The 26,188-nt window shown below is 71.2% G+C and carries 21 protein-coding genes; 9 read left to right on the forward strand and 12 right to left on the reverse strand.

Annotation, left to right across the window (positions count from 1 at the left end; all coding sequences use genetic code 11):
• Window positions 1-372: 372 nt before the first annotated feature.
• Together FNH24_RS09670 and FNH24_RS09675 are read right to left on the reverse strand one after the other, a co-directional pair.
• The gene (locus FNH24_RS09670) at window positions 373-2,394 is read right to left on the reverse strand and encodes a hypothetical protein (RefSeq protein ID WP_152361975.1); all 2,022 of its coding nucleotides are present in this window, start codon (window positions 2,392-2,394) and stop codon (window positions 373-375) included.
• On the reverse strand, window positions 2,391-5,438 hold the full coding sequence (locus FNH24_RS09675) for a discoidin domain-containing protein (RefSeq protein ID WP_161606068.1): 3,048 nt from the start codon (window positions 5,436-5,438) through the stop codon (window positions 2,391-2,393). The genes FNH24_RS09670 and FNH24_RS09675 overlap by 4 nt, the downstream gene beginning before the upstream one ends.
• An 81-nt stretch (window positions 5,439-5,519) precedes the next feature.
• Here FNH24_RS09675 and FNH24_RS09680 point away from each other — a divergent pair, with 81 nt between their 5' ends.
• The 5 genes from FNH24_RS09680 to FNH24_RS09700 all read left to right on the forward strand — a co-directional run bounded on the left by FNH24_RS09680 (window position 5,520) and on the right by FNH24_RS09700 (window position 10,202).
• Entirely contained in the window at window positions 5,520-6,233 is a 714-nt protein-coding gene (locus tag FNH24_RS09680) for a GntR family transcriptional regulator (RefSeq protein ID WP_217428137.1), read from the forward strand.
• A gap of 5 nt (window positions 6,234-6,238) precedes the next feature.
• Window positions 6,239-7,279 (forward strand): mannonate dehydratase, encoded by a 1,041-nt coding sequence (locus FNH24_RS09685; RefSeq protein ID WP_152361977.1) that lies wholly within the window; start codon window positions 6,239-6,241, stop codon window positions 7,277-7,279.
• Between the two features lie 2 nt (window positions 7,280-7,281).
• Window positions 7,282-8,139 carry an SMP-30/gluconolactonase/LRE family protein gene (locus FNH24_RS09690; protein ID WP_152361978.1) on the forward strand — a complete coding sequence of 286 codons (858 nt, stop codon included), beginning with the start codon at window positions 7,282-7,284 and terminating at the stop codon, window positions 8,137-8,139.
• A gap of 124 nt (window positions 8,140-8,263) precedes the next feature.
• Window positions 8,264-9,019: a DeoR/GlpR family DNA-binding transcription regulator gene (locus tag FNH24_RS09695; RefSeq protein WP_152361979.1), complete on the forward strand. Its 756-nt coding sequence runs from the start codon at window positions 8,264-8,266 to the stop codon at window positions 9,017-9,019.
• Window positions 9,012-10,202 (forward strand): MFS transporter, encoded by a 1,191-nt coding sequence (locus FNH24_RS09700; protein ID WP_152361980.1) that lies wholly within the window; start codon window positions 9,012-9,014, stop codon window positions 10,200-10,202. Before FNH24_RS09695 ends, FNH24_RS09700 begins: the two co-directional genes overlap by 8 nt.
• Window positions 10,203-10,843: 641 nt before the next feature.
• On the opposite strand, the gene FNH24_RS09705 is transcribed toward FNH24_RS09700, so the two are convergent.
• The gene (locus FNH24_RS09705) at window positions 10,844-11,356 is read right to left on the reverse strand and encodes a DinB family protein (protein ID WP_152361981.1); all 513 of its coding nucleotides are present in this window, start codon (window positions 11,354-11,356) and stop codon (window positions 10,844-10,846) included.
• Window positions 11,357-11,451: 95 nt separating this feature from the next.
• Window positions 11,452-11,832 (reverse strand): isomerase, encoded by a 381-nt coding sequence (locus FNH24_RS09710; RefSeq protein ID WP_152361982.1) that lies wholly within the window; start codon window positions 11,830-11,832, stop codon window positions 11,452-11,454.
• A 123-nt stretch (window positions 11,833-11,955) separates the two neighbouring features.
• On the opposite strand from FNH24_RS09710, the gene FNH24_RS09715 reads away from it, so the two are divergent.
• Window positions 11,956-12,741 carry a helix-turn-helix domain-containing protein gene (locus FNH24_RS09715; RefSeq protein WP_152361983.1) on the forward strand — a complete coding sequence of 262 codons (786 nt, stop codon included), beginning with the start codon at window positions 11,956-11,958 and terminating at the stop codon, window positions 12,739-12,741.
• A 70-nt stretch (window positions 12,742-12,811) separates the two neighbouring features.
• Window positions 12,812-13,393: a hypothetical protein gene (locus FNH24_RS09720; protein WP_152361984.1), complete on the forward strand. Its 582-nt coding sequence runs from the start codon at window positions 12,812-12,814 to the stop codon at window positions 13,391-13,393.
• Window positions 13,394-13,685: 292 nt separating this feature from the next.
• Here the strand turns inward: FNH24_RS09720 and FNH24_RS09725 are convergent, their stop codons facing one another.
• From FNH24_RS09725 to FNH24_RS09745, 5 genes are read right to left on the reverse strand one after another with little or no spacing between them, the layout of a single operon-like run.
• Complete coding sequence (locus FNH24_RS09725) at window positions 13,686-14,774, reverse strand: ABC transporter ATP-binding protein (RefSeq protein WP_246186828.1); 1,089 nt, start codon at window positions 14,772-14,774, stop codon at window positions 13,686-13,688.
• The gene (locus FNH24_RS09730) at window positions 14,768-15,589 is read right to left on the reverse strand and encodes an ABC transporter permease (protein ID WP_152361985.1); all 822 of its coding nucleotides are present in this window, start codon (window positions 15,587-15,589) and stop codon (window positions 14,768-14,770) included. Before FNH24_RS09730 ends, FNH24_RS09725 begins: the two co-directional genes overlap by 7 nt.
• Window positions 15,573-16,406: a molybdate ABC transporter substrate-binding protein gene (gene modA / locus FNH24_RS09735; RefSeq protein ID WP_152361986.1), complete on the reverse strand. Its 834-nt coding sequence runs from the start codon at window positions 16,404-16,406 to the stop codon at window positions 15,573-15,575. The genes FNH24_RS09730 and modA overlap by 17 nt, the downstream gene beginning before the upstream one ends.
• Window positions 16,403-16,798 (reverse strand): TOBE domain-containing protein, encoded by a 396-nt coding sequence (locus FNH24_RS09740; RefSeq protein WP_152361987.1) that lies wholly within the window; start codon window positions 16,796-16,798, stop codon window positions 16,403-16,405. The genes modA and FNH24_RS09740 overlap by 4 nt, the downstream gene beginning before the upstream one ends.
• Window positions 16,799-16,836: 38 nt before the next feature.
• Window positions 16,837-17,556, reverse strand: coding sequence for an MgtC/SapB family protein (locus FNH24_RS09745; RefSeq protein ID WP_152361988.1), 720 nt, complete (start codon window positions 17,554-17,556; stop codon window positions 16,837-16,839).
• Window positions 17,557-17,684: 128 nt separating this feature from the next.
• Between FNH24_RS09745 and FNH24_RS09750 the strand changes: the two genes are divergently transcribed.
• Window positions 17,685-18,236 carry an AAA family ATPase gene (locus FNH24_RS09750; protein WP_152361989.1) on the forward strand — a complete coding sequence of 184 codons (552 nt, stop codon included), beginning with the start codon at window positions 17,685-17,687 and terminating at the stop codon, window positions 18,234-18,236.
• Between the two features lies 1 nt (window position 18,237).
• Here the strand turns inward: FNH24_RS09750 and FNH24_RS09755 are convergent, their stop codons facing one another.
• The gene (locus FNH24_RS09755; protein ID WP_152361990.1) at window positions 18,238-19,743 is read right to left on the reverse strand and encodes a sulfatase family protein; all 1,506 of its coding nucleotides are present in this window, start codon (window positions 19,741-19,743) and stop codon (window positions 18,238-18,240) included.
• A gap of 154 nt (window positions 19,744-19,897) precedes the next feature.
• Between FNH24_RS09755 and FNH24_RS32425 the strand changes: the two genes are divergently transcribed.
• Complete coding sequence (locus FNH24_RS32425; RefSeq protein ID WP_161606069.1) at window positions 19,898-22,813, forward strand: helix-turn-helix transcriptional regulator; 2,916 nt, start codon at window positions 19,898-19,900, stop codon at window positions 22,811-22,813.
• 696 nt (window positions 22,814-23,509) lie between these two features.
• Here the strand turns inward: FNH24_RS32425 and FNH24_RS09765 are convergent.
• Both FNH24_RS09765 and FNH24_RS09770 read right to left on the reverse strand, forming a co-directional pair.
• On the reverse strand, window positions 23,510-25,531 hold the full coding sequence (locus FNH24_RS09765) for a serine hydrolase domain-containing protein (protein ID WP_152361992.1): 2,022 nt from the start codon (window positions 25,529-25,531) through the stop codon (window positions 23,510-23,512).
• On the reverse strand, window positions 25,528-26,175 hold the full coding sequence (locus FNH24_RS09770; RefSeq protein WP_161606070.1) for a TetR/AcrR family transcriptional regulator: 648 nt from the start codon (window positions 26,173-26,175) through the stop codon (window positions 25,528-25,530). Before FNH24_RS09770 ends, FNH24_RS09765 begins: the two co-directional genes overlap by 4 nt.
• Window positions 26,176-26,188 lie beyond the last annotated feature (13 nt).

Raw genomic sequence — 26,188 nt, forward strand, 5'->3', positions numbered from 1 at the left:
CGAAGTCGAGACCACCCACTACGCTGCAAGAAACCGTCTCATCCCGACCGGGTAGAGACACAAACCGAGGTACCCGGAAAACCCGGGGCGGTTCAAGTCGACCCTGGTCGAGAAACGCACGGCGAACGGGCCCCGGGCACTTGCGAAAAGTCCACCCCGGTCGGGAAACGCACGCCAACGCGCCCCGAGCACGTGCGAAAGTCCACCCCGGTCGAGAAACACACGCCAGCAGACCCCGGGCAGGTGCGAAAGTCGACCCCGGTCGAGAAACACACGCCAACGCGCCCCGAGCACGTGCGACAGTCCACCCCGGTCGAGAAACGCACGGCGAACGGGGCTCCCCGGGGCCCAGGGCGGCTGGGCCGGTCGGCGTCAAGGTGTGTGGAAATGATCAAGCAGGGTGGTGGTCAGGGTGCAGCCGGAGACCAGCGTTGAGCAGTTGCCGTTGAAGAAGCTCGCCTTGCGGGCGGGCTCGGCCGGGGCATCCGGAAGGCCGACCCAGTAGGCCTGGCCGAAGGGGCCCTCGCGGGTGACCCGGCTGATCCGGCGGAGCCAGTCGAGGGTCGCTTCATGATCACCGAAGCGGAGCCGGACGTCCGCGCACAGGCCGGGCCAGCCGCCGTAGGCGCCGGTGGACTGGTGATCGGCCCGGAAGGTCTGGAACTCCGGCAGTTCGGTGGTCAGGCTGTCGGTGTCCTTCGGCGACAGGGCCCGCATCCAGTCCTCGGTGGCCAGCTCGGCGGTGAAGAACTCAAGCATCGCCGCCCGGGTCGGCTGATCCAGCGCATCGGTGAGGTAGCGGCCGACGTAGATGAAGTCGAGGCAGGTGCGGACTTCGCGATCACCCGAGGGAGTACGGCAGCGGAACGGACCGCCGGCGAACAGGCCGAGCACCGCCCGCTCGATCCGGGCCGCGGCCGCCTCATGCTCGGCGGACCGCTCGGGATCGAGCATCCCGGCGGCGAAGCGGTGGCACCAGGCGGCGAGCGCGTTGAACGACGCGACGCCGTGCTCGTAGGAACTGACGCATTCCAGCACGTTGTGGGAGCCGCCGTAGTCGGCAAGCTCAGCACCGGCCGCCAGTTCGCGGTGCCGGTCGACATGGCTCAGCAGTCGCTCCCGAACGGTGACGTCGCCCAACGACCGGTCAAGCCAGGCCAGGTCGCCGGTGCCGGCGAGATAATCGGCGGCCGCGGCGAGGATGGCTCCGTCGTTGACGCCGTACCACATCCCGACGCCCTGGCCGGTGAGCAGATCGACGCCCCAGTTGCGATCCACGCCGACCCGCAGGAACAGCTCCAGCTGCTCCCGCAGCACCACCGGGTCGAGCCGGCTGAGCAGCGGCGCGGCCTGGTGCAGCTCCCAGAGGAAGCTGGTGGTTGCCGCACCGTCGGTCGCGCCGGTGGTGTAGCCGACCCGCAGCGGCTCCCGGTCCTCGGTCCAGATCGCCTGGCCACCGGTCGCGAACCGAGCCCGCGGACCAAGATCACGGAAGGTCCGCCGGCCGTGGATCAGGGCCAGGATCCCGGCGTAGTAGAGCCGATCAAGCTCGGCATCGTCGAAGGTGATCGCCGGCAGCCGACCGGAGAAATGATCATCGTCGTCGGTGAACGCGGACTGCCAGACCCCTTCCCAGGCGTCGATCGCGGTGCCTCCGACCGCGTCCGGTTCGGGTGCGGTGATCACCGAATCGACTCCCTGCCGCGCGGACCAGGAGAAGGTGTCCCCCGGCTCGACGGTGATCACGAAAGCGGCGAGCCGACCGGGCCCGGAGCACGGGCGGCCGGCGTACAGATCGTCCAGCCGCTGGTAGGTCTCGATCCGGGCGCCGGCGCCGCCGCGGACCACGGCCCGGCCGAAGGTCTTGTTGTCGGTGATCACGATGCTGTCGCCGGCGGCGGTGACGTTGAGTTGTGGCACGTCCTCCGGCGGCAGGTTCCAGTAGCTGCCGTACCCCCAGACCCGGCACAGGCCGCCGAAGACGATCGCGTACGTGCCGGCCTGATGGAAGGTCAGCCGCTCGACCAGGTCGGCGCCGGTGATCGGATCAGGATCCGCGGCCGGCGGCGCCAGCCGGGTCGTGGTGCTGACCACCGGGTGCCGGCGGAGCAGTTCGGCGGCCGCGATCTGGTACGAGGTGCCGGCCGGATCCACCCGCCGCACGGACCGGCTCGACCCGTCGGCCGGGTCGAGCCGGTAGAGCAGGCCGACCGGGGTCGGCAGCGCGGTCGGCGGGGCGTGCCAGTTCTGCACGCCGGTCGGACCCCAGGCGGCTTGCACGGTGCCGACGAAGTTCTGCAGCACCGGCAGCGAGAACCACTTCTCGGCGGCCGGGGTCTGCCAGTCGCTGCGCAAGCTGTCGACCGGCGGCGGAGCGGCCGGCCGGGCCCTCACCGGACAGCCAGCTCGAGGTACCCGTGACCGTCGATCTCCACGGTGTAGGCATCCCCGGTCACCGCCGGCAGCTCCCGCCCGCCGACGAGATCGGACGGCCGGGCGCCGGTGCCGATCCCGGTGCCGGCCAGGTCGACCGTCACCGACCGGGCATCGGCGCCGTAGTTCAAGATCACCAGGCTGGTCAGCCCGCCACTGCGGTCGGTGCGCAGGAAGGCCCACACTGCTGCGTCGTCGGTGCTCAACTGCACCCGGCCGCCGGCCGGCTCGAGTGACCGATCGGCGGTCTGCGCCCGCTGGATTGCCGCCAGCTGCTCGCGTTGATCATCGGTCCAGCCGGCGATGGTCTGCTCCTCCGGCCGATACAGGTGATAGCCGTTGCTGATGTAGAACAGCGAACCGGCGCTGGTCAGGGTGGCGAACTCCAGCAACCGCTGCTGGGCCGGCACCACCTTGGCCGGATCCGGCTTGCCGTCGGTCAGGTCGGCCTCCCAGCCCGGGGCCTCGACCTGCACACCACCGGCCCCGACGACCGCGTCCCGGCTGGTCCGGAACGCCGCGTCGAGCCCGCTCGGATCCTCCTTGATCATGGCCGGAACGATCTTGTTCCGGTTCGCGTCGCCCCAGAAGTTGATCGACAGGTCCTGCACCGTGGTGTAGCCCCAGTCGTTGATCATCTCCAGGTAGGTCTGCTGCACCTTTCCCTCGTAGTTGGTGTTGATCCCCTCGGCCATCATCGACGGGTTGTAGTCGCGTAGCACGTCGGTGATGAACGTGTTGTTGAGCTCGCGGGTGAATCCCCAGTAGACGACCGGCGCGTCCAGGCCGACGCCGTCGGCGCCGCGATCCATCCAGAACCGGAGGATCTTCGCCGCCTCGTTGCGCCACTCCGCGGTCTCCCAGTTGAAGCTCGGCAGCCGCTCGCCCCAGAACGCGTAGTACCAGACGCCGGTGCCCGGATCCCGATACCAGCGATCACCCTGTTCTTCCTTGCTGAACACGAAATTCCGGGTGATCGGGGTGTCCTTGCCGGCGGCGAAATCCTTGATCGCCTGCTGGAAGTCGGGCGCGGTGACGTGGGCGTAGCCGAGGTTCTCGAACAAGATCACCTTCAGCCCCTGCTCGTGCGCGGCGTCGATCAGGCTGCGGAACTCGGCCATCGTGCCGAGCTCGGAGGCGACCGCGAAGTTGTCGGTGGCGCCTAGTCCGGCGAACTCCTCGCTCGGGCCCTCCTTGAAGCCGGCCAGCTCCAGCGCCTCGAAGCCCTGGCGCCGCAACTCCGGCAACTGCTTCTCGATCTCGGTCCAGCGCAGCCCGTACTGCTTCGGGAAGTAGCGCTTCACCGGGCCGGTCCGCTCCCACCAGTCGGTCGCGACCGGCGAGCCGACGCCGAGCACCCGGAGCGAGGTGGAGCTGGGCAGGTTGCCGTTCGCGCTGCCGGCGACGGTCAGCCGGATCCAGCGGTACGTCCCCGAGACGTCGGCCGCGTAGTCGCGGCGCGGCTCGCCGCCGGTGGACCGGGCCAGCCGGGTCCAGCCGCGGCCGTCGGCCGAGCCTTCCATGATCACGTTCCAGGCGTCCCGGGCGGCGAAGGTCTGCTCGATCCGGCTCAGCGCGGCCGGGTAGCCGAGATCGACGGTCAGGCTGGATCGGCGCGAGGTGGTGGCCTGCCAGTACGAGTCGGGGTCGGCGTCGACCGCCCGGGCCGGCTCGTGGCCGCGGACGTTGCTGCTCGAGGTGAGCGGCACCCCGGCAGCAAGATCACGGTCGATCGGCAGCCCCAGCGCCTCGAACGCGATGCTGGAGGCCCAACGCCCGTTGCCGGACAGCACGACCAGCCGCAGGTAGCGGTAGTGGCCCTCGACGTCGTGCACGAACGCCTTGCCGCGCTTCGGCTCGGCCTGATCGACCAGCTTCGTCCAGGACTTGCGGTCGACCGACGCCTCGATCCGGTACGTGTACAGGTCCTCGTCGTGGAAGACCTGGCGGAGCTGGCGCAGCTGCACCCGGCCGCGCAGGTCGATCTCGAGCGTCTTCGGGAAGCGGCTGTCGGAGCCGATCCAGGTGGTGGCATCGTCGCCGTCGACGGCGAACTCGGCCGGGTAGGCCGGCGCCGACACCGACGTGGCGATGGAGCCGAGAGCAAGATCGGGATAGCCGTACACCTCGAGCCCCGCGCTCTGTGCCGGCACGCCCTCGGGTGCGCCGGTGATCGTGAGCCGGATCAGCCGGAACCGCGCCTGGCCGTCATCACCGGGGACCGCGGCCGCGAACAGGTGACCGGTCGCCGCGGTCTCGGTGATCTTGGTCCACTGCGCGCCGTCCGGCGATCCGTCGATCCGGAAGGACCAGTCGCCGCGCTCGGCGAAGCGCTGCCGGACCCCGGTGACCAGCGCCGGGCTGCCAAGATCGACGGTCAGGGTCTGGGTGCCCCCGGTCGCGGCCCGCCACTGGGTGCCGGTGCTGCCGTCGGTCGCCAGCCGGGCCTCGTGACCGTCGGCCGCGCTGGTCGCCTCGGCCGGTCGGCCCTGTGCCAGGTCCAGGCCCTGGGTCGAGCCGGCGACGACCAGTTCGGCGACCGCCCGCGCGTCCCGTTCGCCCTGGATCCGGACCCGCAACTGACCGAACATCCCGGAGAGCGGCTCGCCGAGACTGCGGCCGACCAGGCCGGCCCGGTCGACGACCCGGACCCAGTCGTCGCCGTCGACCGAGGCCTCGATGATCACGGACCGCTCCGCGACCCGGGTGAAGTCGACCCGGACCGAGGTCAGCCAGGCCGGGCGGCCGAGATCGAGCCGGAGCACCGGCTCCTCGTCGTCGGCGGCCGGCGCCCAGGCCGTGCCCGGGTCGCCGTCGAGGGCCAGTTCGGCAGCCGCACCGGCGGCAGCCGATGAGGCGTGCACGTCGCCGGTCAGTGGGCCGGGGCCGACGGCCGGCTCAGCGGGTGGATCGGCCGCGGCATTCGGGCCGGGCACGGCTGTGGCGAGCAACGCCAGGCCGAGGACCAATATCAGGGGCAGCCGACGACGACGGGGTCGCACCATGATCGTTTCCTCGAGTGAGTGAGAGGCTTCGGGAGCGTTCGCATACTTGCATACAAGTATCCGACCTGCAACCATGATCAGGTGACGACGGACACCGGCAGACTCGACCTCGCGCTGCGTCCGGTCGCGCGCGGATCGGCCGAGACCCGGGCCTCCGACCGGGTCTACGCGACCTTGATCAGTGCGATCCGCCGCCTCGACCTCGCCCCCGGATCCGCCTTGTCCGAAACGGAGCTGGCCCGTCGGCTCGGGGTCAGCCGGACCCCGATCCGGGAGGCGATCGGACGGCTGGTCGATCAAGGGCTGCTGGAGGTGGTGCCCCAGGTCGGCACCCGGGTGGCGCGGATCCGGATGGCCGAGGCCGAGGAGGCGCGGTTCGTCCGGGAGCACCTCGAGATCGCCTGCCTGCGTGAGGTCTGCAAGCTGCCCGGCCGCGACGTCGGCGAGTTGCGGGCCAGCGTGGCCCGGCAGCAGCGGGCGCACCGGGCCGGAGACCTGGACGGCTTCTTCGAGGCGGACGAGGAGATGCACCGGACCGTCTTCGCGCTCAGCGGCTATCCCGGGGCGTGGCAGGCAGCCAGCCAGAAGAAGCTGCACCTGGACCGGATCCGCCGGCTCAGCCTCCCCGGGCCGGGAACCATTGCCGAGCTGATCGGCGAGCACCGGGCGATCATCGACGCGATCGAGGCCGGCGACGGCCGGTCCGGTGCCGCACTGCTCCGGCGACATGCCCGGCGGGCGCTGCGCTACGCGCCGGACCTGCGGGCCGCCCACCCCGATCTGTTCGAGGACTGACGCCGATGCCGATCACCCTCTCGATGGGCCATGTCGATCATTACGACGAGCGGATCGCCCGCTTCGCCCGGCAGCTCGGCCTGACCGGCGTGCAGCTGCACAACCCGGTCAACCTGGACGCCGCGGCCGGCCACTGGACCGCCGCCGACGTGATCGCGCTGCGGCGCCGGATCGAGGACGACGGCCTCACCCTGGATGGGCTGGAGAACGTGCCCGGTGATCAGTTCCTGCCGATCATCCACGGCACGCCGGGCCGCGACCGGGCGCTGGAGCACTATCGCGCGACGATCGCCGCGCTCGGTGCCGCCGGGGTCCGGCTGCTCGGCTACAACTTCCTGGCCGGCTACGTCTGGCGGACCGAGATGCGGGCCGAGGGCCGGGGCGGCGCCCGGGTCACCGGCTTCGATCTCGACCAGGCCCTGCGACACGGAAACGCGCTCGACTACGCCGGACTGTCGCCGGCGGGCGCGTACCCGGAACTCAGCGCGGCCGAGCTGCGGGCCAACCACGAGATCTTCCTCGACGCCGTCCTGCCGGTGGCCGAGGAGCACGGGGTACGACTGTCGCTGCATCCGGACGACCCGCCGGTCGACACCCCGCTCGGCGGCACCGCCCGGATCTTCACCTCGCCCGAGTCCTTGATCGACATCGCCGACCGCTACGCCGACAGCCCGGCCTGGTGTCTCACACTGTGCCTCGGCACCGTCTCCGAGATGGGCGGTCAGGCGGCCGTGGACGCGGTGATCGATCACCTCGGGCCGCGCGGTCAGCTCGGCTATGTGCATTTCCGCGACGTCGCCGGGACCGTACCGACCTTCAGTGAATGCTTTCTGGGTGAGGGAAATCTCGATCCTGCCCGGACGCTGCGCCGGCTGCACCGGGCCGGCTTCTCCGGTTTCATCATCGATGATCATGTGCCGGCGCTGGACGGCGACCTGGACACCTGGGGCGACACCTCGCCGGAGGCATATTGCAGCCGGGGCCGGGCGCACGCCATCGGTTACCTCAGCGGAGTGCTGGACGCCCTCGACTCGGAACGGAGTTGATCATGGAACCGGAGGTCGTGCTGCGCTGGCCGGCCCGGTGCGGCGAGGGCCCGGTGTGGGACGCGAAGACCGGGACGGTGCACTGGGTCGACATCCTGGCCGGTCAGGTGCACAGCACCGGTTGGCGCAACGGCCCGACCCGGACCATCGGCTTCGACGGACTGATCGGCGCCGCCGCCCCGCGGGCATCCGGCGGCTTCCTGCTGGCCACCCAGCAGGGCTTCGCCGGCTGCACCGCGACCGGTGAGATCGATCAGGAACTGATCATCCTCGACGACGCGCACCGGATGAACGACGCCAAGCTCGACCGGGCCGGCCGGTTCTGGGCCGGCAGCACCGAGTGGTCGTTCACCCCCGGCGACGGGGCCCTGTGGCGGCTGGACCCCGATCCGGCGACAGGGGCCTGGCGGGCCGAGACGGTGCTGGACGGACTGACCCTGCCGAACGGGCTGGACTGGAGCCCCGACGAGCGCACCTTCTATCTGGTCGACTCGATCGAGCGGGTGATCCTCGGCTACGACCACGACCCGGCAACCGGGACGCTGAGCCGGCCGCGGCGACTGATCGAACTGCCCGACGACCCGGACGAGGGACTGCCGGACGGACTGTGCGTCGACGCCGCCGGCTGCCTGTGGGTCGCCCTCTACGACGCCGCCCGGCTGGACCGCTTCGCCCCGGACGGCGCCCGCCTGCTCTCCGTACCGCTGCCGGTGCGTCGCCCCACCAGCTGTGCCTTCGTCGGCCCGCGCCTCGACCGGCTCTGGATCACCTCCGCCCGCGAAGGCCTCCCGGACCCCACCGACCTGGACGGCTCGAACCTCCTCCTCCCTTCGCCCGGGGCCGTCGGTTTTTCACGTTGACGTGAGGAACTGACGCTCTGTGAACGTTGCAACCTTCATAGAGCGTCAGCAAGGTTCCTGAAGCTCGAGGCCGGGCAGCCACTTCCCGTTCGACATCTCACATGCAGTTTGTTTGAATGAACACATGGAGAGTTCGAACAGGCAGGAAGTGATCCTGCGGGGGGTACGGGAGCAAGGGCGGGTCACCGTCGACGACCTGGCACGGGAACTGGCCTGTTCGACCATGACGATCCGGCGCGACCTCGACCGACTGGCGGGACTGGGGCTGCTGCGCCGGGTGCACGGCGGTGCGGTCAGTGGGGCGACCGCGGAGGAGACGCCGTATCCGGTGCGCTCCAGCACCGCGGTCGAGGCCAAGCAGCGGATCGGGGAGGCCGCGGCGAAGTTGATCAGCGACGGCGAGACCGTACTGATCGACGGCGGCACCACCGCCCTCGAGGTCGCCCGCCGGCTCCGCGACCGACGACTGACCGTCATCCCGCTCGGCCTGCACGCGGCCACCGAACTGCGGGACACGGCCGGGATCCGATTGATCGTGCCCGGCGGCGACGTCCGCCCGGTCGAGCACGCGTTCGTCGGTCCACTGACCGTGTACGCGCTCGGCCTGCTCCGGTTCGACACCGCCGTGATCGGCTGCTGCGGCATCGACGCCACCGACGGGCTGACCGGCCACGACCTGGACGAGTCCGCGGTCAAGACCGCGGCCATCGCCGCCGCCCGGCGGACCATCGTCGTCGCCGACGCAGCCAAGTGGGGTGCTGGGGCCTTCACCCGGTTCGAGGACCTGTCCCGGGTGACCACGGTGATCACCGACGACGGTGCCCCGACCGAGCAGACCGACGCGCTGGCCGGGCGCGGGATCGAGGTGCAGCGTGTCTAGCGTCGTCAAGCTCGTGGCACCGCTCGCCGCCCGGCACGCCCGGCGGGCGGACTCGATGATCTTCGCCCTGAACGCCCTGATCTTCGCCGCCTGGACGCCGCACATCCCGGCGATCAAGGACCGGCTCGGCCTGCACGAGGGGACGCTGGGGCTGGCCCTGTTGGGAGCGCCGGTCGGCGCGCTGATCGCCGTCTTCATCACCGGCCAGGCGCTGAATCGTTGGGGCAGCGTCCGGGTCATCCGCGTCACCACGGCCGGCTTCGCCGCCGCCGCGCCGCTGCTGGGACTGGCCGATTCGCTGCCGACCCTGTTCGGCGCCCTGGTGATCTTCGGCGCCCTGCAGGCGTCGATGGACGTGTCCATGAACACCCAGGCGGTCACCATCGAGCACCGCTACGGTCGCCCGATCATGTCCAGTTTCCATGCGATCTGGGCGATCGGGGCGGCGGTCGGCGCCAGCCTCGGCTCGCTCGCACTGGTCCTCGACGTATCGCTGGCTCTGCAGCAGGCCGGTCTGGGCGTGATCGTGATCATCGGCATGATCATCCTGGGCCGCTGGCTCTACCCCGATGATCACGTGCCGGAGGCCGAGCCGGGCCGCGGCGGGGGCAGCCGGCTGAGCTGGATCAGCCCGAGGTTGATCATGATCGCCGCGATCATGTTCGCGGCCCTGCTGTGTGAAGGGGCGGCGGCGGACTGGGCGCCGCTCTATCTGCGTGATCATGTCCGGGCGCCGGAGGAGATCGCCGGTCTGGCCTACACCGCCTTCGCGCTGGCCATGTTCGTCGGCCGCGCCTTCGGCGACCGCTGGGTGGCCCGCTTCGGCGGCGCCCGGGTGGTGGCCGTCCTGGCCGCGATCGGCGGCGCCGGCCTCGGGATCGGGCTGCTAGCCGGGCAGACCGCCGTCGTGCTGGCCGGCCTCGCCCTCTACGGGCTCGGCATCGCCTGCATCGTCCCGGTCTGCCTGAGCTCCGCGGCCGCCGAGGCCGGCCGCACCGGGGCCCCCGCGGGACCGGCCCTGGCTCTGGCCGACGGCACCGGCCGGACCGGCTTCCTGCTCGGCCCGACCCTGATCGGCGGGCTGGCCCACGTCACCGCACTCCCCCTCGCCCTCGGCGTCCTGCCGATCTTCTGCATCGGCATCGTCCTCGCCTCCCGCGCCCTCCGCCCGCCCAAGCCCTGACCTCCGCTTGACGTACGCCGCAGCAGCACCGCCCCCGACCCCGGCCAGTTGGCAGACGAAGTCCGGACTTCGCCCCACCTACTCAGCCTTCGCTCCAGCTGCAAAGGGCGCGAAGGACGAGCACGTGGTGCGAAGCGCCCCGTGGGATCGCCTATGCGGTGCTCCGCCCGGGGCGATTGCCGCCGAACCGGCTCCAACCCGCTCGGCGGCGCAGCAGGGACAAGCCCCACGTGGGCAGGTCGCCTCCCCCACGAATTGGGGCTTCGCCCCACCTACTCGGCCTTCGCGGCGGCCGCAGAGGGGCGAAGGGCAAGAAGGTGGGGCGAAGCGCAAGGGGTGGGACCTGATGCAAGCGTTCACCGGCCGACTGGCTGCCACGGACCAGAGGCACTGCCCCGCGGTGGCGCCGGCGGACCAACTCCCCACCCCGAGGCCCGAAGTGGCAACCCTCACCCGTCAAGGCTCCGACATTCCAGCGGACCGCCCTCCCGCCACCTGCACCGACTCCGCGCCACCTGCAGAGGGCGCGAAGCGCGAGGAAGAGGGGCGAAGCGCTGTTGCGTGGGACCTTGGCCCGCCCCACCTCGCGACGCGGAAGGGGCCCCGGCTGCGCGGGCGCTGCACCGGGCCCGATGCGGGGGTCAACGAGCGTTGGAGTCGTCGATCAGTTCGCGGGTGGCGTCGAGGTGGCCGGCGTGGCGGGCGTACTCCTGGAGCAGGTGGAACAGGATCCAGGCGAGGGTCGGGGGCGGCAGGCCCTCGTCCCGGGTCCGTTGCGCGACGGTGGCCAGCGGATGCTCCGCGACCAGCCGCCGGGAGCGTTCCGCCTCCTGCCAGAACTCCGCGCGTACGGTCTCGGCGGCCAGATCGTCCGGGACGGCCCAGCGACCGGCCGCCAGATCCCAGTCGCCGCGCGGCAGTTCCTCACCGACGCCGAGGAAGCACCACTGCAGCCAGCGGCGCTCGACGTACAGCAGATGGTGCAGCAGTTCCAGCATGGACCAGCCGCTGGGCAGCACCGCGCGGCGCAGGTCGGCCTCGGTGAGGCCCTCGACCTTGTGCCACACCGTGTCCCGGTAGTGATCGAGATACTGGATCACCAGTTCGCCCGGATCGGCGACGTCCTGCGGCGGTTCGGTCAGTTGCTCGGCCATGCGAACCAGCGTAGGGATCAGCCGGCGACCGCGTGCCGCCGGGCGTAGGCGTCCCGGCAGATCAAGATCATGATCTTGTCCCTTCGGGTCGGTGATCAGTGATGGTCGAGCGGGAAGCCCGCGGGCGCCTGGTCCAGGAAGCTGGTGACGGCCTCGATCCGGCCATCGGCGCCGATCTTGATCACGTCGGTGCCGGCGGCGAACCGTTCGCCCTTGACCACGATCTCCCAGCTGAATCGGGCCCGATCATGGTGGGCCTCGGGCTCGGCGACCGGTCGCAGCTCGGCGCCGCCGACGTGGCTGGTGAACTGATCCCGGAAGTCGATCAGGGCGGCCGGGCCGCGCAGCACGCCGACCGGCGCCGCGTATTCGATGTCGTCGGTGAAGGTCTGCTCGGCCGGCTGTGCGGCGTTCCAGAAGCGCAGGTAGCGGCCGGTGGCCTCGCGGACGGCATCGGCGGTGAGGGTTTCGGTCATGATCGACTCCTTCGGGTTCCGGCGGCGGGTGCCGCTCGGAATCGATCTTGCGCGGGACTCGGCACCGAATCGATGACCCGCGACGTCATTGCGCAGCGGCAGCGGGCCGGGCAACCTGTCGGCATGACGGTGAGTACGGACTCGGTCGGCACCCTGGTGCGCCGCTGGCGGGAACGCCGACGTCGATCACAGCTGGACGTGTCGATCGCCGCCGACCTGTCCACCCGGCATCTGAGCTACATCGAGACCGGACGGTCGACGCCCAGCCGGGCGATGATCGAGCGCCTGTGCGAGGAGCTGGAGGTGCCGTTGCGCGACCGCAACGTGTTCCATCTGGCCGCCGGCTTTGCGCCGCCGCATGCCGAGCGAGCGTTCGAGGACCTGGGCCAGGCCCGGGCCGCGGTGCGGGCGGTGCTCGCCGGCCACGAGCCGAATCCGGCGTTGGCGATCAACGTCCGCTGGGAACTGCTGGACGCCAACCGGGCGATGCGCGCGTTCCTCGGTGATCTTCCCGATCACCTGACCGGGCCGCCGCTGAACGTACTCCGGGCGACGCTGCATCCCGACGGGCTGGCGCCGCGGATCCGCAACCTGCCGCAGTGGCATCGGCAGGTGCTGCGCCGGGTCCGCCGGCAGCTCGAGCGGACCGCCGCTCCCGCCCTGGTCGAGCTGTACGAGGAGCTGGCCGGCTATCCGGTCCCGGCCGAGGCCACACCGACCGAGCCGGACAACGACCTGGTGCTGCCGATGCGGCTGACCACCGACCACGGCGAGCTGGCCCTGCTCTACGCGACCACCGTGTTCGGCTCGCCGCGCGACGTCACGCTGGACGAGATCGCCATCGAGACCTTCTTTCCGGCCGATCCGGCGACCGCCGAGCTGCTCCGCCGACTCGCCACCGCCGGCTGATCACCGGCGGTCGCGATGATCATGATCGATCCGCCGGTGGACGATCAGGGTGATCGGCGAGAATGGCGGCATGTCCGAACCCGTCGTCCAGCACGGCATCAAGATCGCCGGCGAGAATCCGATGATCGTGCTCTATCCGCCCGAGGGCGAGGAGATGGTGGCGCTGGTCAGTGTGTGGACCGCGACGTACTCCCCGGTCGGCACCGGCCGCGCACTGCTGATCTGGCTGGATCCGGAGCAGTCCGGGCTCGGCGACGCGGCGCCGGTCGGGATCTACACCGACAACGCCGAACTGGCCGACTATGTCTGGGAGCACTTCTATCGCGACTACGACCCGATCCGCGGCAAGGGGATCGAGACCGGTCCGCCGGTGCCGGCGCACTTCACCGAGGTCTCCGGCGGCGACCAGTTCCACCGGATCACCTGCGTCGCCGGCGGGCGGGTGATCGAGCTGGAGTGGCGCGACCTGATGGACCCGATCCAGGTCACGACCCACCCCACCGGCTTCGAGTGCTCGGTGGTCGCCCGCCCCTGCGGCACGGCCGAGATCCGCGTCGACGGAGCCCTGGCCCGCGGCGAGGTCCGGCACCCGATCGGCTGGTTCGGCAGCTCCGCGATCCTCGCGTTCGCCGAGACCTGGCGCGAACTCTGACCCCAGCCACCTGGTCCGTTTCTCTACCTGTGTCGACTTCCGCACCGGCCCGCCCCGGCCACGTGGGCCATTTCTCTACCTGTGTCGACTTCCGACCCGGCCCGCCGCAGCCACGTGGGCCATTTCTCTACCTGTGTCGACTTCCGCCGCACCCCGACCCGGCCCGACCACCTGGTCCGTTTCTCTACCTGTGTCGACTTCCGCCCCGGCCCGCCCCAGCCACGTGGGCCATTTCTCCACCTGTGTCGACTTCCGCACCGGACCCGACGCCGGCACGATCCCTCGCCAGAGCTCAGCCGCGCGGGTAGGCGGTGATGGCCGACGCCTTGACGCCGGCCCAGACTCCGGAGCCGGGTTCCAGAGCCAACTCGGCGACGGCGGCGGGGGTGATCTCGGCCAGGACGACGCTGCCGGGGCCGGGTACGTCGGCGATCTCGACCCGGACCTGGTCGCCGTGCGGCTCGAGGCCCGCGACGGTGCCGTACCAGAGATTGCGCGGAGTCCCGGTCGGCCGGTCCAGGAACAGCGACACCGCCGACGGCGGGAAGGCCAGCTGCACCGGGCCCTGGCCGGGATGGGCGAGCCGGACCTCCCCCGCCGGATCAAGCGACACCACGGTCCCGTCGGCGGTGCCGGTCAGCAGATTGAGCCCGACCAGCCGCGCCACGTAGTCGGTCGCCGGATGCCGGGCGATCTCCGCGGGCGTTCCGGTCTGCACCACGGCGCCGGCCTCGATCACCACGACCCGGTCCGAGAGTACGGCGGCGTCGACCGGATCGTGGGTGACCAGAACCGTCACCCCGGCGAAGTCGGCCAGCCGGCGGCGGAGCAGCCCGCGCACCTCGAGGCGGGTCCGCGCGTCGAGCGCGGCCAGCGGCTCGTCCAGCAACAACAGCTCCGGCTCGACCGCGAGCGCCCGGGCCAGCGCGACCCGTTGTGCCTGACCGCCGGAGAGGCGGCGCGGCCGGGCCTGCGCCTGGTCGGCGAGCCCGACCGACTCCAGTAGAGCGGCGGCGGCAGCACGGGCGTCCGGCTTCGAGCGCCCCCGGCAGCGCGGCCCGAACGCGACGTTGTCCAGCGCGGACAGGTGCGGGAACAGCAGGTAGTCCTGAAAGACCACCCCGATCGGCCGGCGATGAGCGGGCAGGTGCAGCCGCCCGCCGCCGGGCGGCTCACCGGCCAGCAGCCGACCGCCGAGCTCGATCCGGCCGTCGTCCAGCAGCACCAGCCCGGCGAGGGCCCGCAGGGCGGTGGACTTCCCGGCCCCGTTCGGGCCGAGCAGCGCGACCACCTCGCCCGGCTCGGCGGCGAGCTCGAGGTCCAGCCGGAAGGTGCCGCGACTGACCCGCAGCTCGGCGGTCAGGCCGGCCGGGCTCACCACCGGGCCACCCAGCGGCCGCGGAGCAGCACCAGCACCGCGACCGAGACGGCCAGCAACAGCACCGACAGCAGCAGCGCGGCGTCCGGGTCGGTGGTCAGCGCCAGATAGACGGCGATCGGCATGGTCTGGGTGACGCCGGGCAGGTTGCCGGCGAAGGTGATGGTCGCGCCGAACTCGCCCAGCGCCCGGGCCCAGGCCAGCACCGCGCCGGCCGCGATGCCCGGCCCGATCAGCGGCAGGGTGACCCGGCGGAACACGGTCAGCGGCGTCGCCCCCAGGGTCGCGGCCGCCTCCTCGTAGCGGCGGTCGGCCGCCCGCAACGAGCCCTCCACCGACAAGATCAGGTACGGCAGCGCGACGAACACCTGGGCCAGCACCACCGCGTACGGCGTGAACGGGAAGGCGAATCCGGTCAGCTGATAGAGCGGCTGACCGAGCAGCCCGGACCGGCCCAGCACGGTGAACAGGGCCACCCCGCCGACCACCGGCGGCAGCACCAACGGCACCGTGATCAACGCCCTGATCACCCCGGCGCCGGGCAGCCCGGGTCGGGCCAGCAGCCAGGCGGCCGGCACCCCCAGCAGGACCACGATCACCGTCGCTGCCGTGGCGGTGATCATGGACAACCGCAGGGCGGCCAAGGCGTCCGGGGCGGCCAGCAACTCGGGCGCACGGGCCCACGGCGCCTTGATCACCAGACCGACCAGCGGCAAGATCAACACCAGTAGCGCGACGACCGCCGGCAGCCCGATCAGGACGGGGATGCGCGCCCGGGCACCGGTGTCGGTCCGCCCGGGATCACGACGGCGAGGCAAACCCGGCCTTGGTCAGCACGGTCTGGCCGGCCGGGCCGTGGACGTAGTCGACGAAGGCCGCGGCGAGGTCGGGGTTCTTCGCCTCGGTCAGGGCCGTGATCGGGTAGACGTTGACGGCCGAGCCGGCCTCCGGAAACTGGATGCCCTGGACGGCGTCGCCGGCGGCGATCACGTCGGTCCGATAGACCAGCGCGGCATCGACCTCACCGAGCCGGACCTTCTGCAGGGCGGTCTTGACGTCGGCTTCGAGGGTGTCCGGCTTCGCGTCGATCCCGGCCGTCTGGAACACCTTCTCGGCGGCCGATCCGCACGGCACCTCCGGCGCGCACAGCGCAATCCGCAATGCCTCGTCGGCGAAGTCGGCCAGACCGGTGATCTTGGCCGAGTTACCCGGCGGCACGGCGATCTCCAGGGTGTTGGTGACGAACGGCTGCGGGGCGACGGCCTGGCCGGCATCGGAGACGATCTTCATCGTCGATTCGTTGGCGGCGGCGAACACGTCGACCGGTGCCCCGGCGGTGACCTGGGCGGCGAGGGTGGCGCTGGAGCCGAAGCTGAACGTGATCTTGGTGCCCGGGTTGGCGGCCTCGAAGTCGTGACCGATCGCGGTGAAGGACTCGGTCAGCGATGCCGCCGCGAGCACGGTGATCTCCCCCGTTGGCACCACGCCCGGCCCGCTCGGTGCGCCCGAGCTGCCTGGCGCGCCGGAGCTGTCCGGGCCGACCGCGTTGCCCGGGCCGGTAGGCGCGCCGGAGCAGCCGGCGACGAACAAGATCAGCAGCAGCGAGACCAGGGTGGGACGAATGGATCCGATCATGGCTTCGGCACCTCCACGACGACGTTGGTGGCCTTGATCGACGCGGTCGCCAGCACGCCGGGCTCGAGTTCGAGTTCCCCGGCCGCCTCGGCCGACATCAGCGACACCACCCGGAACGGGCCGCACTGGAGGTCGACCTGGGCCATCACCCCGTCCTTGATCACCTTCGTCACCAGGCCGGTGAAACGGTTCCGGGCGCTCTCGGCGACCGATGCGCCGAGCTCGACCGTGGTCGCGAGCTGCTGGGCCAGTGCCGCCAGCTCGGCGCCGTCGATCATGGCCGGCCCGGGCCCCGGCACCGTGGTCAGCCGGCCGGTGTCGATCCAGCGCCGTACCGTGTCGTCGCTGACACCGAGCAGGGCTGCCGCCTGAGAAATCCGATAATGCCGCACATCAGGCAGCATAACTCCGCGATTGCGGAGTGTTGCCCTCAGGCGGATTCCTCGTTTTCGTCGTCGTCACGCCACTCCACGGCTCGCACCCCGGACACCCGGGAGACGGCGTCGAGGAGCGCGGCGCCGTCGTGACGGCCCTCGGCGGTCAGGTAGACCCCGACATAGCCCGGATCCGTGCGGTGGCCGGCGGTCCGCAACTGGGCGATCCGCCACTGGTGGTCGGTGATCACCGCGACGATGTCGCGCAGCAGCCCCGCGCCGTCTCGATACTCCACCCACAGCTCGGATCGCTGGGTCCGGCGGCGCAGCCGGCTCAGCCGCGGCCCGACGAAGACGACCAGGAAGTGCGAGGCGGTGACCGCGAGGGCCAGGATGAACAATCCCCCACCGCAGGCCATGCCGACCGCGGCGGTCAGCCAGATCGACGCGGCCGTGGTCAGGCCGCGTACCGCGTCGGAGCGGAAGACGATGATGCCGGCGCCGAGGAAGCCGATCCCGGACACGATCTGCGCGGCCACCCGGCTCGGATCGAGCCCGATGCCCGGGTCGCCGAGCAAGTCGCTGAAGCCGTACTTCGACACCAGCATGAACAACGCGGACCCGATCCCGACCAACGCATGCGTACGCACTCCCGCTTGCTTGCCGCGGAACTGTCGCTCCAGCCCGATCACCATCGACAAGATCAACGCGACGCCCAGATGGGGCAGCAGCTGCACCTGGGCCAGCCAGAGGGAGGAGGAGAGGTCGGTCGGCATTCGGGTCAGATTACTCACCAACCGGGAGATCGGTTCCGGCACGCCGTTTCATACGGCACGAAACAATCTCGCCCCACGCCGCGTAACCGGCTGCCAAAGCGTCCAGGTGTGGTGAAGAATGGTCGCCCGTGGGGGAGCAGAGTCAGGAAGGAACAGGCGGCCGGGTGATCGTGATCACCGGAGCAATGGCCGCGGGCAAATCGACGGTAGCCGAGCTGCTGGCCAGCCGACTGCCCGCTTCGGTGCACGTGCGCGGCGACGTGTTCCGCAAGATGGTGGTCAACGGGCGGGCGGAGATGACGCCGCAGGCGACCCGGGAGGCGCTGGATCAGCTGCAGCTGCGCTACGAGCTGGCCGGTCACACCGCCGATCGCTTCGCCGATCAAGGTTTCGACGCGATCGTGCAGGACGTGATCATCGGGCCTGACCTGGCCGGCTTCATCGAGCTGATCAAGACGCCGCGTCGCTATCTGGTGGTGCTGTCACCGACCGTGTCGGCGCTGGAGCTGCGGGAGGCCCAGCGGACCAAGGCCGGCTATCACAGCTTCTCGCCGCTGCAACTGGACGACCTGCTGCGCCGCGAGACCGCCCGGATCGGCTACTGGCTCGACTCCAGCGCCCAGTCCCCCGACGAAACCGTCGACGACATCCTGGCCAACCTTGACAGGGCCGCCGTCTGAGTCAGGCGACGGCGATGCGGGGATAGCGGCTGCGTTCGCGGGCCAGTTCGGCGTTCAGGAAGCGCTCGGTCAGCTCGGCACGGATCGTTGCATAGCCGGGGTCGTCGAAGCGATTACGGTGCTCGCCGGGGTCGTCGGCCAGATCGAACAGCTCGCCGTACGGTTGATCACGATGGACCGTGATCTTGTAACGGTCCTCGACGTACGTGCGCACGTGCACCCGGGTCGGCTGGTGCCGGTTCTCCACCAGAGCATGATCACGAACGGCGTCCACCGCTCCGGTCCAGGCCGGCCACTGATCAAGACCCTGCATCCGCTCCGGCACCTGCAGCCCGGCCGCGGCGAGGAAGGTCGGCGCGTAGTCGACCAGGCTCTGCAACGCACTCGTCTGCCGGCCGGCCGGGACTCCGGCGGCACGGACGATCATCGGGATCCGGATCAGATCCTCGTAGTGGAAGGCGCCCTTGGCGGTCAGCCCGTGTTGCCCGAGGAAGTGACCATGATCGGTGGTGAAGACGATGATCGTCGACTCGGTCAGGCCCAACCGGTCCAGCGCGGCCAAGATCGTTCCGACCCCGGCGTCGATGAAGCTGATCATGCCGTAGTAGGTGGCGACGTTGCGCCGCAGCTCGGCCTCGTCGATCAGGTGCGAATGAAAGCCGTGATTCTCATACGGTGTTTCCTGCCAGGGTGAGAAATCGGGCCGCTGCTGCTGGGTCAGTCCGAACCAGGGCGGCATCGCGTCCAGCTCCCCCGGCACCAGTCGACCGATCGGCACGTCGGCCGGGTCGTACAGCGACGCCCACGGCTCCGGCACCAGATAGGGCGGATGCGGATCCTGGAAGCTGGCCCAGGTGAAGAAGTTCTCGCCGGCCGCCGCGGCCCGCTCGATCGCGGCCACCGACCGCTCGGCGACGAAGGTCGTGTAGTGGTGCTCCTCCGGCAGCCGCCAGCGGTGCTTCGGGCCGGGCCGGCCGTTGTCGCTGCGGAAGTAGTCGCGCCAGTCGGTCAGCCCGCGGCTCTCCATCCACAGCGCGTAGTGCTGCCCGGCCCACGCCTCGTCGGCATGGTTGCGCGCCAGCTCGATGTGATCGAAGCCGTAATAGGGGCCATGGAACTCACGCCAGAAGTCAAGATCACGAAGCCGCGGCGGCGCCTCCAGCGAGGTCTGCTCCGGATTCGAGGCCAACGGCTGGAAATGCGCCTTGCCGATCAGCGAGCTCGCATAGCCGGCCCCGGACAGCAGCCCCGACACGGTCGGCAGCTCCTCGTCCAGCTTCGTGCCGATGGTCCAGCAACCATGGCTGGACGGGTATTGCCCGGTGATGATCGACGACCGCGACGGCGAGCACAGCGGATTGGGACAGTAGGCCCGGTCGAATCGGGTGCCGGCGGCGGCCAGCCGATCCAGATTCGGCGTCTGCAGCACCGGATTCGTCACGCCGAGGCACTCGAAATGGTGCTGGTCGGTGGTGATCAGCAGGATGTTCGGGCGGTCGCCGCTCATGCTTCCCCTCGTCGTCCGATCGGCCGCGTCCGGCCCTTCCGGCACCGTAGCGGCGATCCCGGCGGCCGGGGGCGCCGGATTCCGGTCCGTGGTACGGACCGGTGCGTCTCAAAATCGCGAGTGGGATGTCGGTGCGGTGAGCCATGATGGGTCGGTGACCGTGACCTCGCCGGCTTCGCCGTCGGCTGCCGACCGTGGCCGGCTGGACGCGCGTCCGCTGGTCGGGCGGACGGGCGAGTTGCAGCGCCTGCTCCAACTGATCGGCCTGCCGAACGGGCGGCCGGGCGGGCTGGTGGTGCTGTCCGGTGATGCGGGGATCGGCAAGTCGCGGATCGTCTCGGCGGCGATCGGCGTCGCGGCCGACCGCGGCTGGCGGGTGGCGCTGGGCCAGTGCATGGATCTCGGCCGCAGCCCGCTGCCGTACCTGCCGTTCGTGGAGGCCATCGGCCGGCTGGCCGCGACCGAGGAGGGGCAGCGGCTGATCGAGCGGCATCCGGGGGTGCGGCCGTTGGTTCCCCGATCTTCCGACGGTACGGCTCCGCAACCCGACCGCGGCGCCCTGTTCGAAGCGGTGCACGCCATCATGACCGACCTGGCCGCCGAGCGGCCGTTGCTGCTGGTGATCGAGGATGTGCACTGGGCCGACTGGTCCAGCCTGGAGCTGATCAGTTTCCTGCTGACCCGGCCGTTCCCGACTCCGGTGTCGATCATCGTCACCTACCGGTCCGACGATCTGCACCGGCGGCATCCGCTGCGCCCGGTGGCGTCGGGCTGGATCCAACTCCCCGCGGTCGAGCGGCTCGAGCTCGGCCCGCTGCCCGACGAGGCGATCCGGGAGCTGGCCACCGGGCTGCGGGCCGGGCTGTCGGACGCGGAGCTGGCCCGAGTGATCGACCGGGCCGAAGGCAACGCGTTCTTCACCGAGGAGTTGATCGCGGCCGGCACGGTCCCCGGCGGGGTGCCCGATGATCTTGCCGATCTGCTGATCCTGCGGCTCGATCAGCTGGAGCCGGATGCCCGGCAGGTGGTCCGGTCGGCGGCGGTAGCCGGCCGTCGGGTCAGTCACGAGGTGTTGCAGGAGGTCACCGACCTGGAGCCGGCCGAGCTCGACCAGGCGCTGCGCAACGCGGTCGAGCGGTTCGTCCTGGTCAGCGACCGGTCCGACACCTACGCCTTCCGCCATGCACTGTTGGCCGAGGCGGTCTATCAGGATCTGCTGCCCGGCGAGCGGGTCCGGCTGCACACCGCGTACGTCCGCGCCCTGCGTGATCATCCGCGGGCGACCGCGGCCGATCTGGCCCGGCATGCCCGCGCGGCTCATGATCATGAAACCGCGCTGTCGGCCGGGCTGCGGGCGGCCGACGAGGCGGTGACGATGGGCGGGCCGGACGAGGCGCTGCACCACTATCTCGCCGTGCTCGAGCTGATCGCCGATCCCCGCGTCGAGTCGGCGGTCGACGCGGTCGACATCACCGTCCGGGCGGCGACCGCCGCGGTGTCGGCCGGGATGCCGGAGCGGGCCGTGACCCTGGTCCAAGATCAACTGGCGCACCTGCCGGCCGACCACGGCCCGCTGGTCCGGGCCCGGCTGCTGCAGTCCCTGGCCGCCGCGGCCGCACTGACCGACCTGAACGTCGACGTGCTGGCGGTGACCACCGAGGCCCTGACACTGGTCCCGGCCGAGCCGGACAGCGAGTTGCGCTGCCGGGTGCTCCGCGCCCACGCGCAGGCGCTGGCCGACCGGTCCCGGCATGGCGAGTCCACCGGTTGGGCCGAGGAGGCCTTGGCCATGGCCGAGCGGCTCGGCCTGGCCGAGATCGCCAGCGACGTAGCCGCCCTGCTGGCCAAGCTCCAGGATCGCCTCGGCAACACGGAGGCGTCCGAGGCTGCGCTGCGGCAGATCGTCACTGACGCGCGGGCCCGGGGCGACGCGACCGAGCTGCGGGCGCTCTATCACCTGGGCGGGATCCACTACGAGCGCGGCGAGGTGGCCGAGGCGCTGGAGTTCTATCTGCGTGGGGCCGAGCGGGCCGTCGAGACGGGGCGGCGGTACGCGCCGTACGGCATGGACGCGAGGATCGTCGCCGCCCTCTCCGCCTACACACTCGGCCGGTGGGATCAGGTGCTGCAGATCGTCGACACCACCGGGGAGCGGCCGCCGATGGTGGCCGACGCGGCCATGGCGGCGATCGCCATGTATGTCGCCGCGGGGCGCGGTGAGTCGTCCGGGCTCCGGCTGCAGGCCCGGGCCAACCGGGCCTGGGGCACCGACGCGGTGGTGTCGCTCTATGCCGGCGGCGCGTCGATGGACCTCTACGGCCAGCTCGGCGATCTCGATCAGGTCTGGCACCAGCATCAGCGGCTGGCCGACGAGTTGGACGCGATCTGGACCGATGTCCAGGCGAAGATCCGGCTCGGCGCGATCATGATCGGCATCGCCGCCGACCTGACCGGCTGCGACGAGGCGGACCGGAAGCGGTGGACCGACCGGGCCGACTGGCTGATGGGGCAGATCGAGCTGATCGTCGCGGACGCCGAACGGCGCCGCCCGCTCGGCGCGGAGAGCCGGGCCTGGCAGTTGCGGGCCCGGGCCGAGCGGTTTCGCCTCGACGCCCGGCTCGGCCTGTCGGTCGACCAGGCCGCCACGGTCGAAGCCTGGCGGGAGTCCGTCGAGGGCTTCGAACGATTCCCCAACGTGCCCGAGCTGACCCGGAGCCGGATCCGACTGGCCGCCGCCCTGCGCCAGGCCGGCGCGATCGAGGAGAGCCGTCAGGTCGCCGCCCAGGCCCAGGAGGTCGCCGAGCAGCTCGGCGCCCGCCCGATGCTGGCCGAGCTGGCCGCGCTGGAGCCGCCGGTCGCCGATCACCCCGGCGCGAGCCCGCTGACCCCGCGGGAGCTCGAGGTGCTGGCCCTGGTCGCCGAGGGTCTGAGCAACCGCGAGGTCGGCCTGAAGCTCTTCATCAGCACCAAAACCGCCAGCGTCCACGTCTCCAACATCCTGACCAAGCTCGGTGCCGGCACCCGGACCGAAGCGGCCGCCCTGGGCCGCCGCCTCGGCCTGCTCGGCTGACCCCGGTTCCAGCTCGCGCCGATCCTCTACCTGTCAGGTTTGGGTGGGCGTCGGGATCCGGGCCGCCAGTGACGTGGACTGCGCGGCGCGCGTCGAGGCCCGCCAGTCACTCCCTCGCCGCGTCCGTACGCCCTCCGGCGCTCGCCGAGGGTGACGATTCCGGCTAATCCGACGATCTCGAGTGGCCAAGTCGGCCGTCAACTGCCCCGGATCGCCGAGTGGGACGATAGCGACGCAGAAGTGTCTGACCGGCGTCGCTACCGTCACACTCGACGCCGCCGGACCGGCAGTCGGCCGCCAAGACCGCCCACCGCGGAACCTACCCTCCCTTGCTGCGTCCGTAATCCCTCCCTCCACGCTGACGAAACGACTACGCGAACTCGGCGAACGCCCACCTAGGTCTCGCGCGCCGGGCTGAGACTTCGGAGACTTTCTCGGCAGCAAAGTGGGCCAGGTTGAGCGCTGCGTGCGTTGGATCCGCCCGCGTGCAGCCCTGCGGGCGACGAACGTCGAGTTGCGACCTGAGCTCGGCGATCTCGCGCGGCCAACTCGGCCCTCGCCGACATACCCGACCGTGAATCTTCGAGTGGGACGAAAACGACGCAAGAGCGCCAGACCGGCGTCGCTACCGTCACACTCGACGCCGCCAGACCGGTAGCCCGGCGGGCGGACGACCACCTTGAGGCGTCGGCCGGGTCAGTAGGTCAGGTCGAGCGAGTAGAGGCCGGCTTGCCAGGCGGCCCAGCCGAAGGCCAGCAGGGCCAGCACGATCAGCAGGTTGGCGATCGTGCCGAACACCCCGCCTCGGTGCCGGATCGTGCCGATCACCTGGCCGACGGCGGGCACCAGGGCGAGCACCGGCAGCACGGTGATCACCTGAACCGCACGGATCACCCCATCGGCCACCGGAAGGGTCAGCCCGATCAGCGTGGTCACGGTGAACCAGCCGAGCAGTGCGAGCGGGATGGTCAACAGGCCGAGGTGGGTCAGGGTGCGCAGCCGACGCCGCGCAGCCGACCAGGAACCCAGGTCGACCCCGTGCCGGCGGCGGACTATCGCGCCGATCGGCCAGGCGATCAAGATCAACGCGGCCCAGCCGACGGCGAAGATCACGACCGGCAGGACGGCCCGCCAGGCCGGAGCGGCCGGCAGCAGGACGTGCGCCGGATCCATCCCGATCGCCGCGACCTGGCCGTTGTCGATGTCCATCGCCAGCCTGCGGTCGCCACCGATCTCCTGCCACAACCAGAGTTCGTCGGTGGCCTCGATCTCCTGCAGTCGCAACGGATGGCCGCCGGAGGTGGCGAGGGCGGGCAGACTGATCGTGCCGTCACCGTTGTCGGTCACCCGAAGCTGCTGGATCGCTGTCGAGAGGCGCAGGAAGGAGCTGTCCGATCGCCGGGAGATCAGGTACGCGCCGGCGGCGCGGGCCGCGTGCTCGGCCGAGCTGGCGGTGGCCGGCGGCGTCGGCTGCGCCGCCGAGGGGTGATAGCGCTCGACGAACTGCTCGACCAGAGTGGTCCGTAGGGTCGCCGTACCGTCGGGAGCCCGGCCGTTGCCGTTGACCGAGACGAAGATCCCGGTGCCGTGCTCGGGCAGCAGGGCGAGCTGACTGTGGAAGACGCCGGTGTCGCCGCCGTGCGCGGCGATCTGCTGGCCACGATGCTCCAGCAGGAAGAAGCCGACGCCCATCTGATCCGCGCCGGCCAGCCCGCCCAGGCTCTCCGGCCCGAGGGCCGGCTGCTGCATCGTCTGCAGGCTCTCCGGCCGCAGCAGGGCCGGGGCGTCACCGGCCGGACGACCGAGCAGGCTGAGCATGAACAGCCCGAGGTCGTGGCCGGTGGCCGACAGCGCGCCGGCCGGGGCCGGACCGAGCACCTCGAAGCCGATCGGGGGTGTGCCGATCGACCGGTAGCCGCGGGCCAGCCGGCTCGCGTCCGCCGCCGGCAGCGGCTGGGCGAAGGTCGACTCGGTCATCCCGGCCCGGTCCAGCACCTGGGCCCGGGCGTAGTCCGCGTACGGCATCCCGGCGACCCGCTGAACGATGTAGGCGGCCAGCGAGTTGGACCAGTTGGAGTAGGCCGGAACGGTGCCCGGGCGGTAGATCTGCTCGGGCTGGTCGACCGAGACCTCGGTCCGCAGGTCGGGCTCCGGAGTGCCTTCCGGCAGGATCACGCCGCGGTTGCGGTCCTCGTACCCGGCGGAGTGGCTGAGCAGGTGGCGCAGCGTCACCGGCTCGTCGAAGGTCTTCCGGAGCTCGAAGTCGAGATAGCCCTGGATGTCGGCGTCCAGGTCGAGCTTCCCGGCCTGCACCTGCTGCATCACGGCCGTCGCGGTGACGAGCTTGGACACCGAGCCGACCCGGAACAGGGTGCGGGCCGGGTCGACCAACACCGGCGGCCGGTCGCCCTCGCCCAGGTCGGCGGCGCCGAAGCCGCGCTCGGTGACGATCTTCCCGTCCGCGACCACGGTGACCACGGCGCCGGGCAGCGCCTCCCGCTGCAGCGCGGTCGGCACCAGTCCGTCGAGCCAGTCGTCGACGTCGGCCCGGGTCAGGTCGCCCTTGACGTTCGGAGCGGTCGGTGGGGTGATCCGCGGCCCCATGGCGGGCAGCGAGCAGCCGGCGAGCGCCAGCAGCGGAATCAGCACCGCCAACAGCACGGCCGGCAGACCGGCACGCCGGCCGGGCCTGGTCGGTGCTGGTCGGAAGTCGATCATCGGGGGTCCTCCTCGGACTCGTCGGCTGGGGTCGGAGAGTCGGGGCCCGGGGCCGGGGCCAGGATCAAGGGCAGCACCCGCAGGCCGATGGCGGCCAGGTCGTCGACCGGCGCGTGACTGGCGCGCAGCGCGCCGATCCCGGCCTGGACGGCCATGAACAGCTCGGCCCTGGCCCGGGCCTCGGCCTCGGACAAGCCCGGATCGGTGGCCCGGAGGGCGTCGCCGAGCAGGCCGCGCAGGACGTCGAACTGCTCCGCCAGCCGTTCCGCCACCAGCGGATTGCGGGAGCCCTCGGCCACGATCTCGGAGTTCAGCCCGGCCCGTTCGATCGGCCCCTCGGCCTGTTGCCGGATCGCGTCGCCGAGCACCATGGCCATCGCGGCGCGGTCGCGGGGCTCGGCGAAGACCTCGGCGTTGACGCGTTCCCGGGCCAGGGTGGCCTCGATGATGATCGCTTCCTTGTTGTCCAGATATTGGTAGAGCGAGCCGACGCTCATCCCGACCTCGTCGGCGATCTGCTGCATCGAGGTGTGGTGGATCCCGTGCCGGGCGAACAGCGTGATCGCGGCGATCACGATCCGCGTCCGCTGCTCCTCCCGGCGCCGGCGTACGGCCGGTGAATCCTTGCTCGGCTGGGGCCCCACGGCATCCTCCCGA

Origin of the sequence: Microlunatus speluncae, assembly GCF_009299835.1 — a bacterium.
Taxonomy (GTDB): domain Bacteria; phylum Actinomycetota; class Actinomycetes; order Propionibacteriales; family Propionibacteriaceae; genus Microlunatus; species Microlunatus speluncae.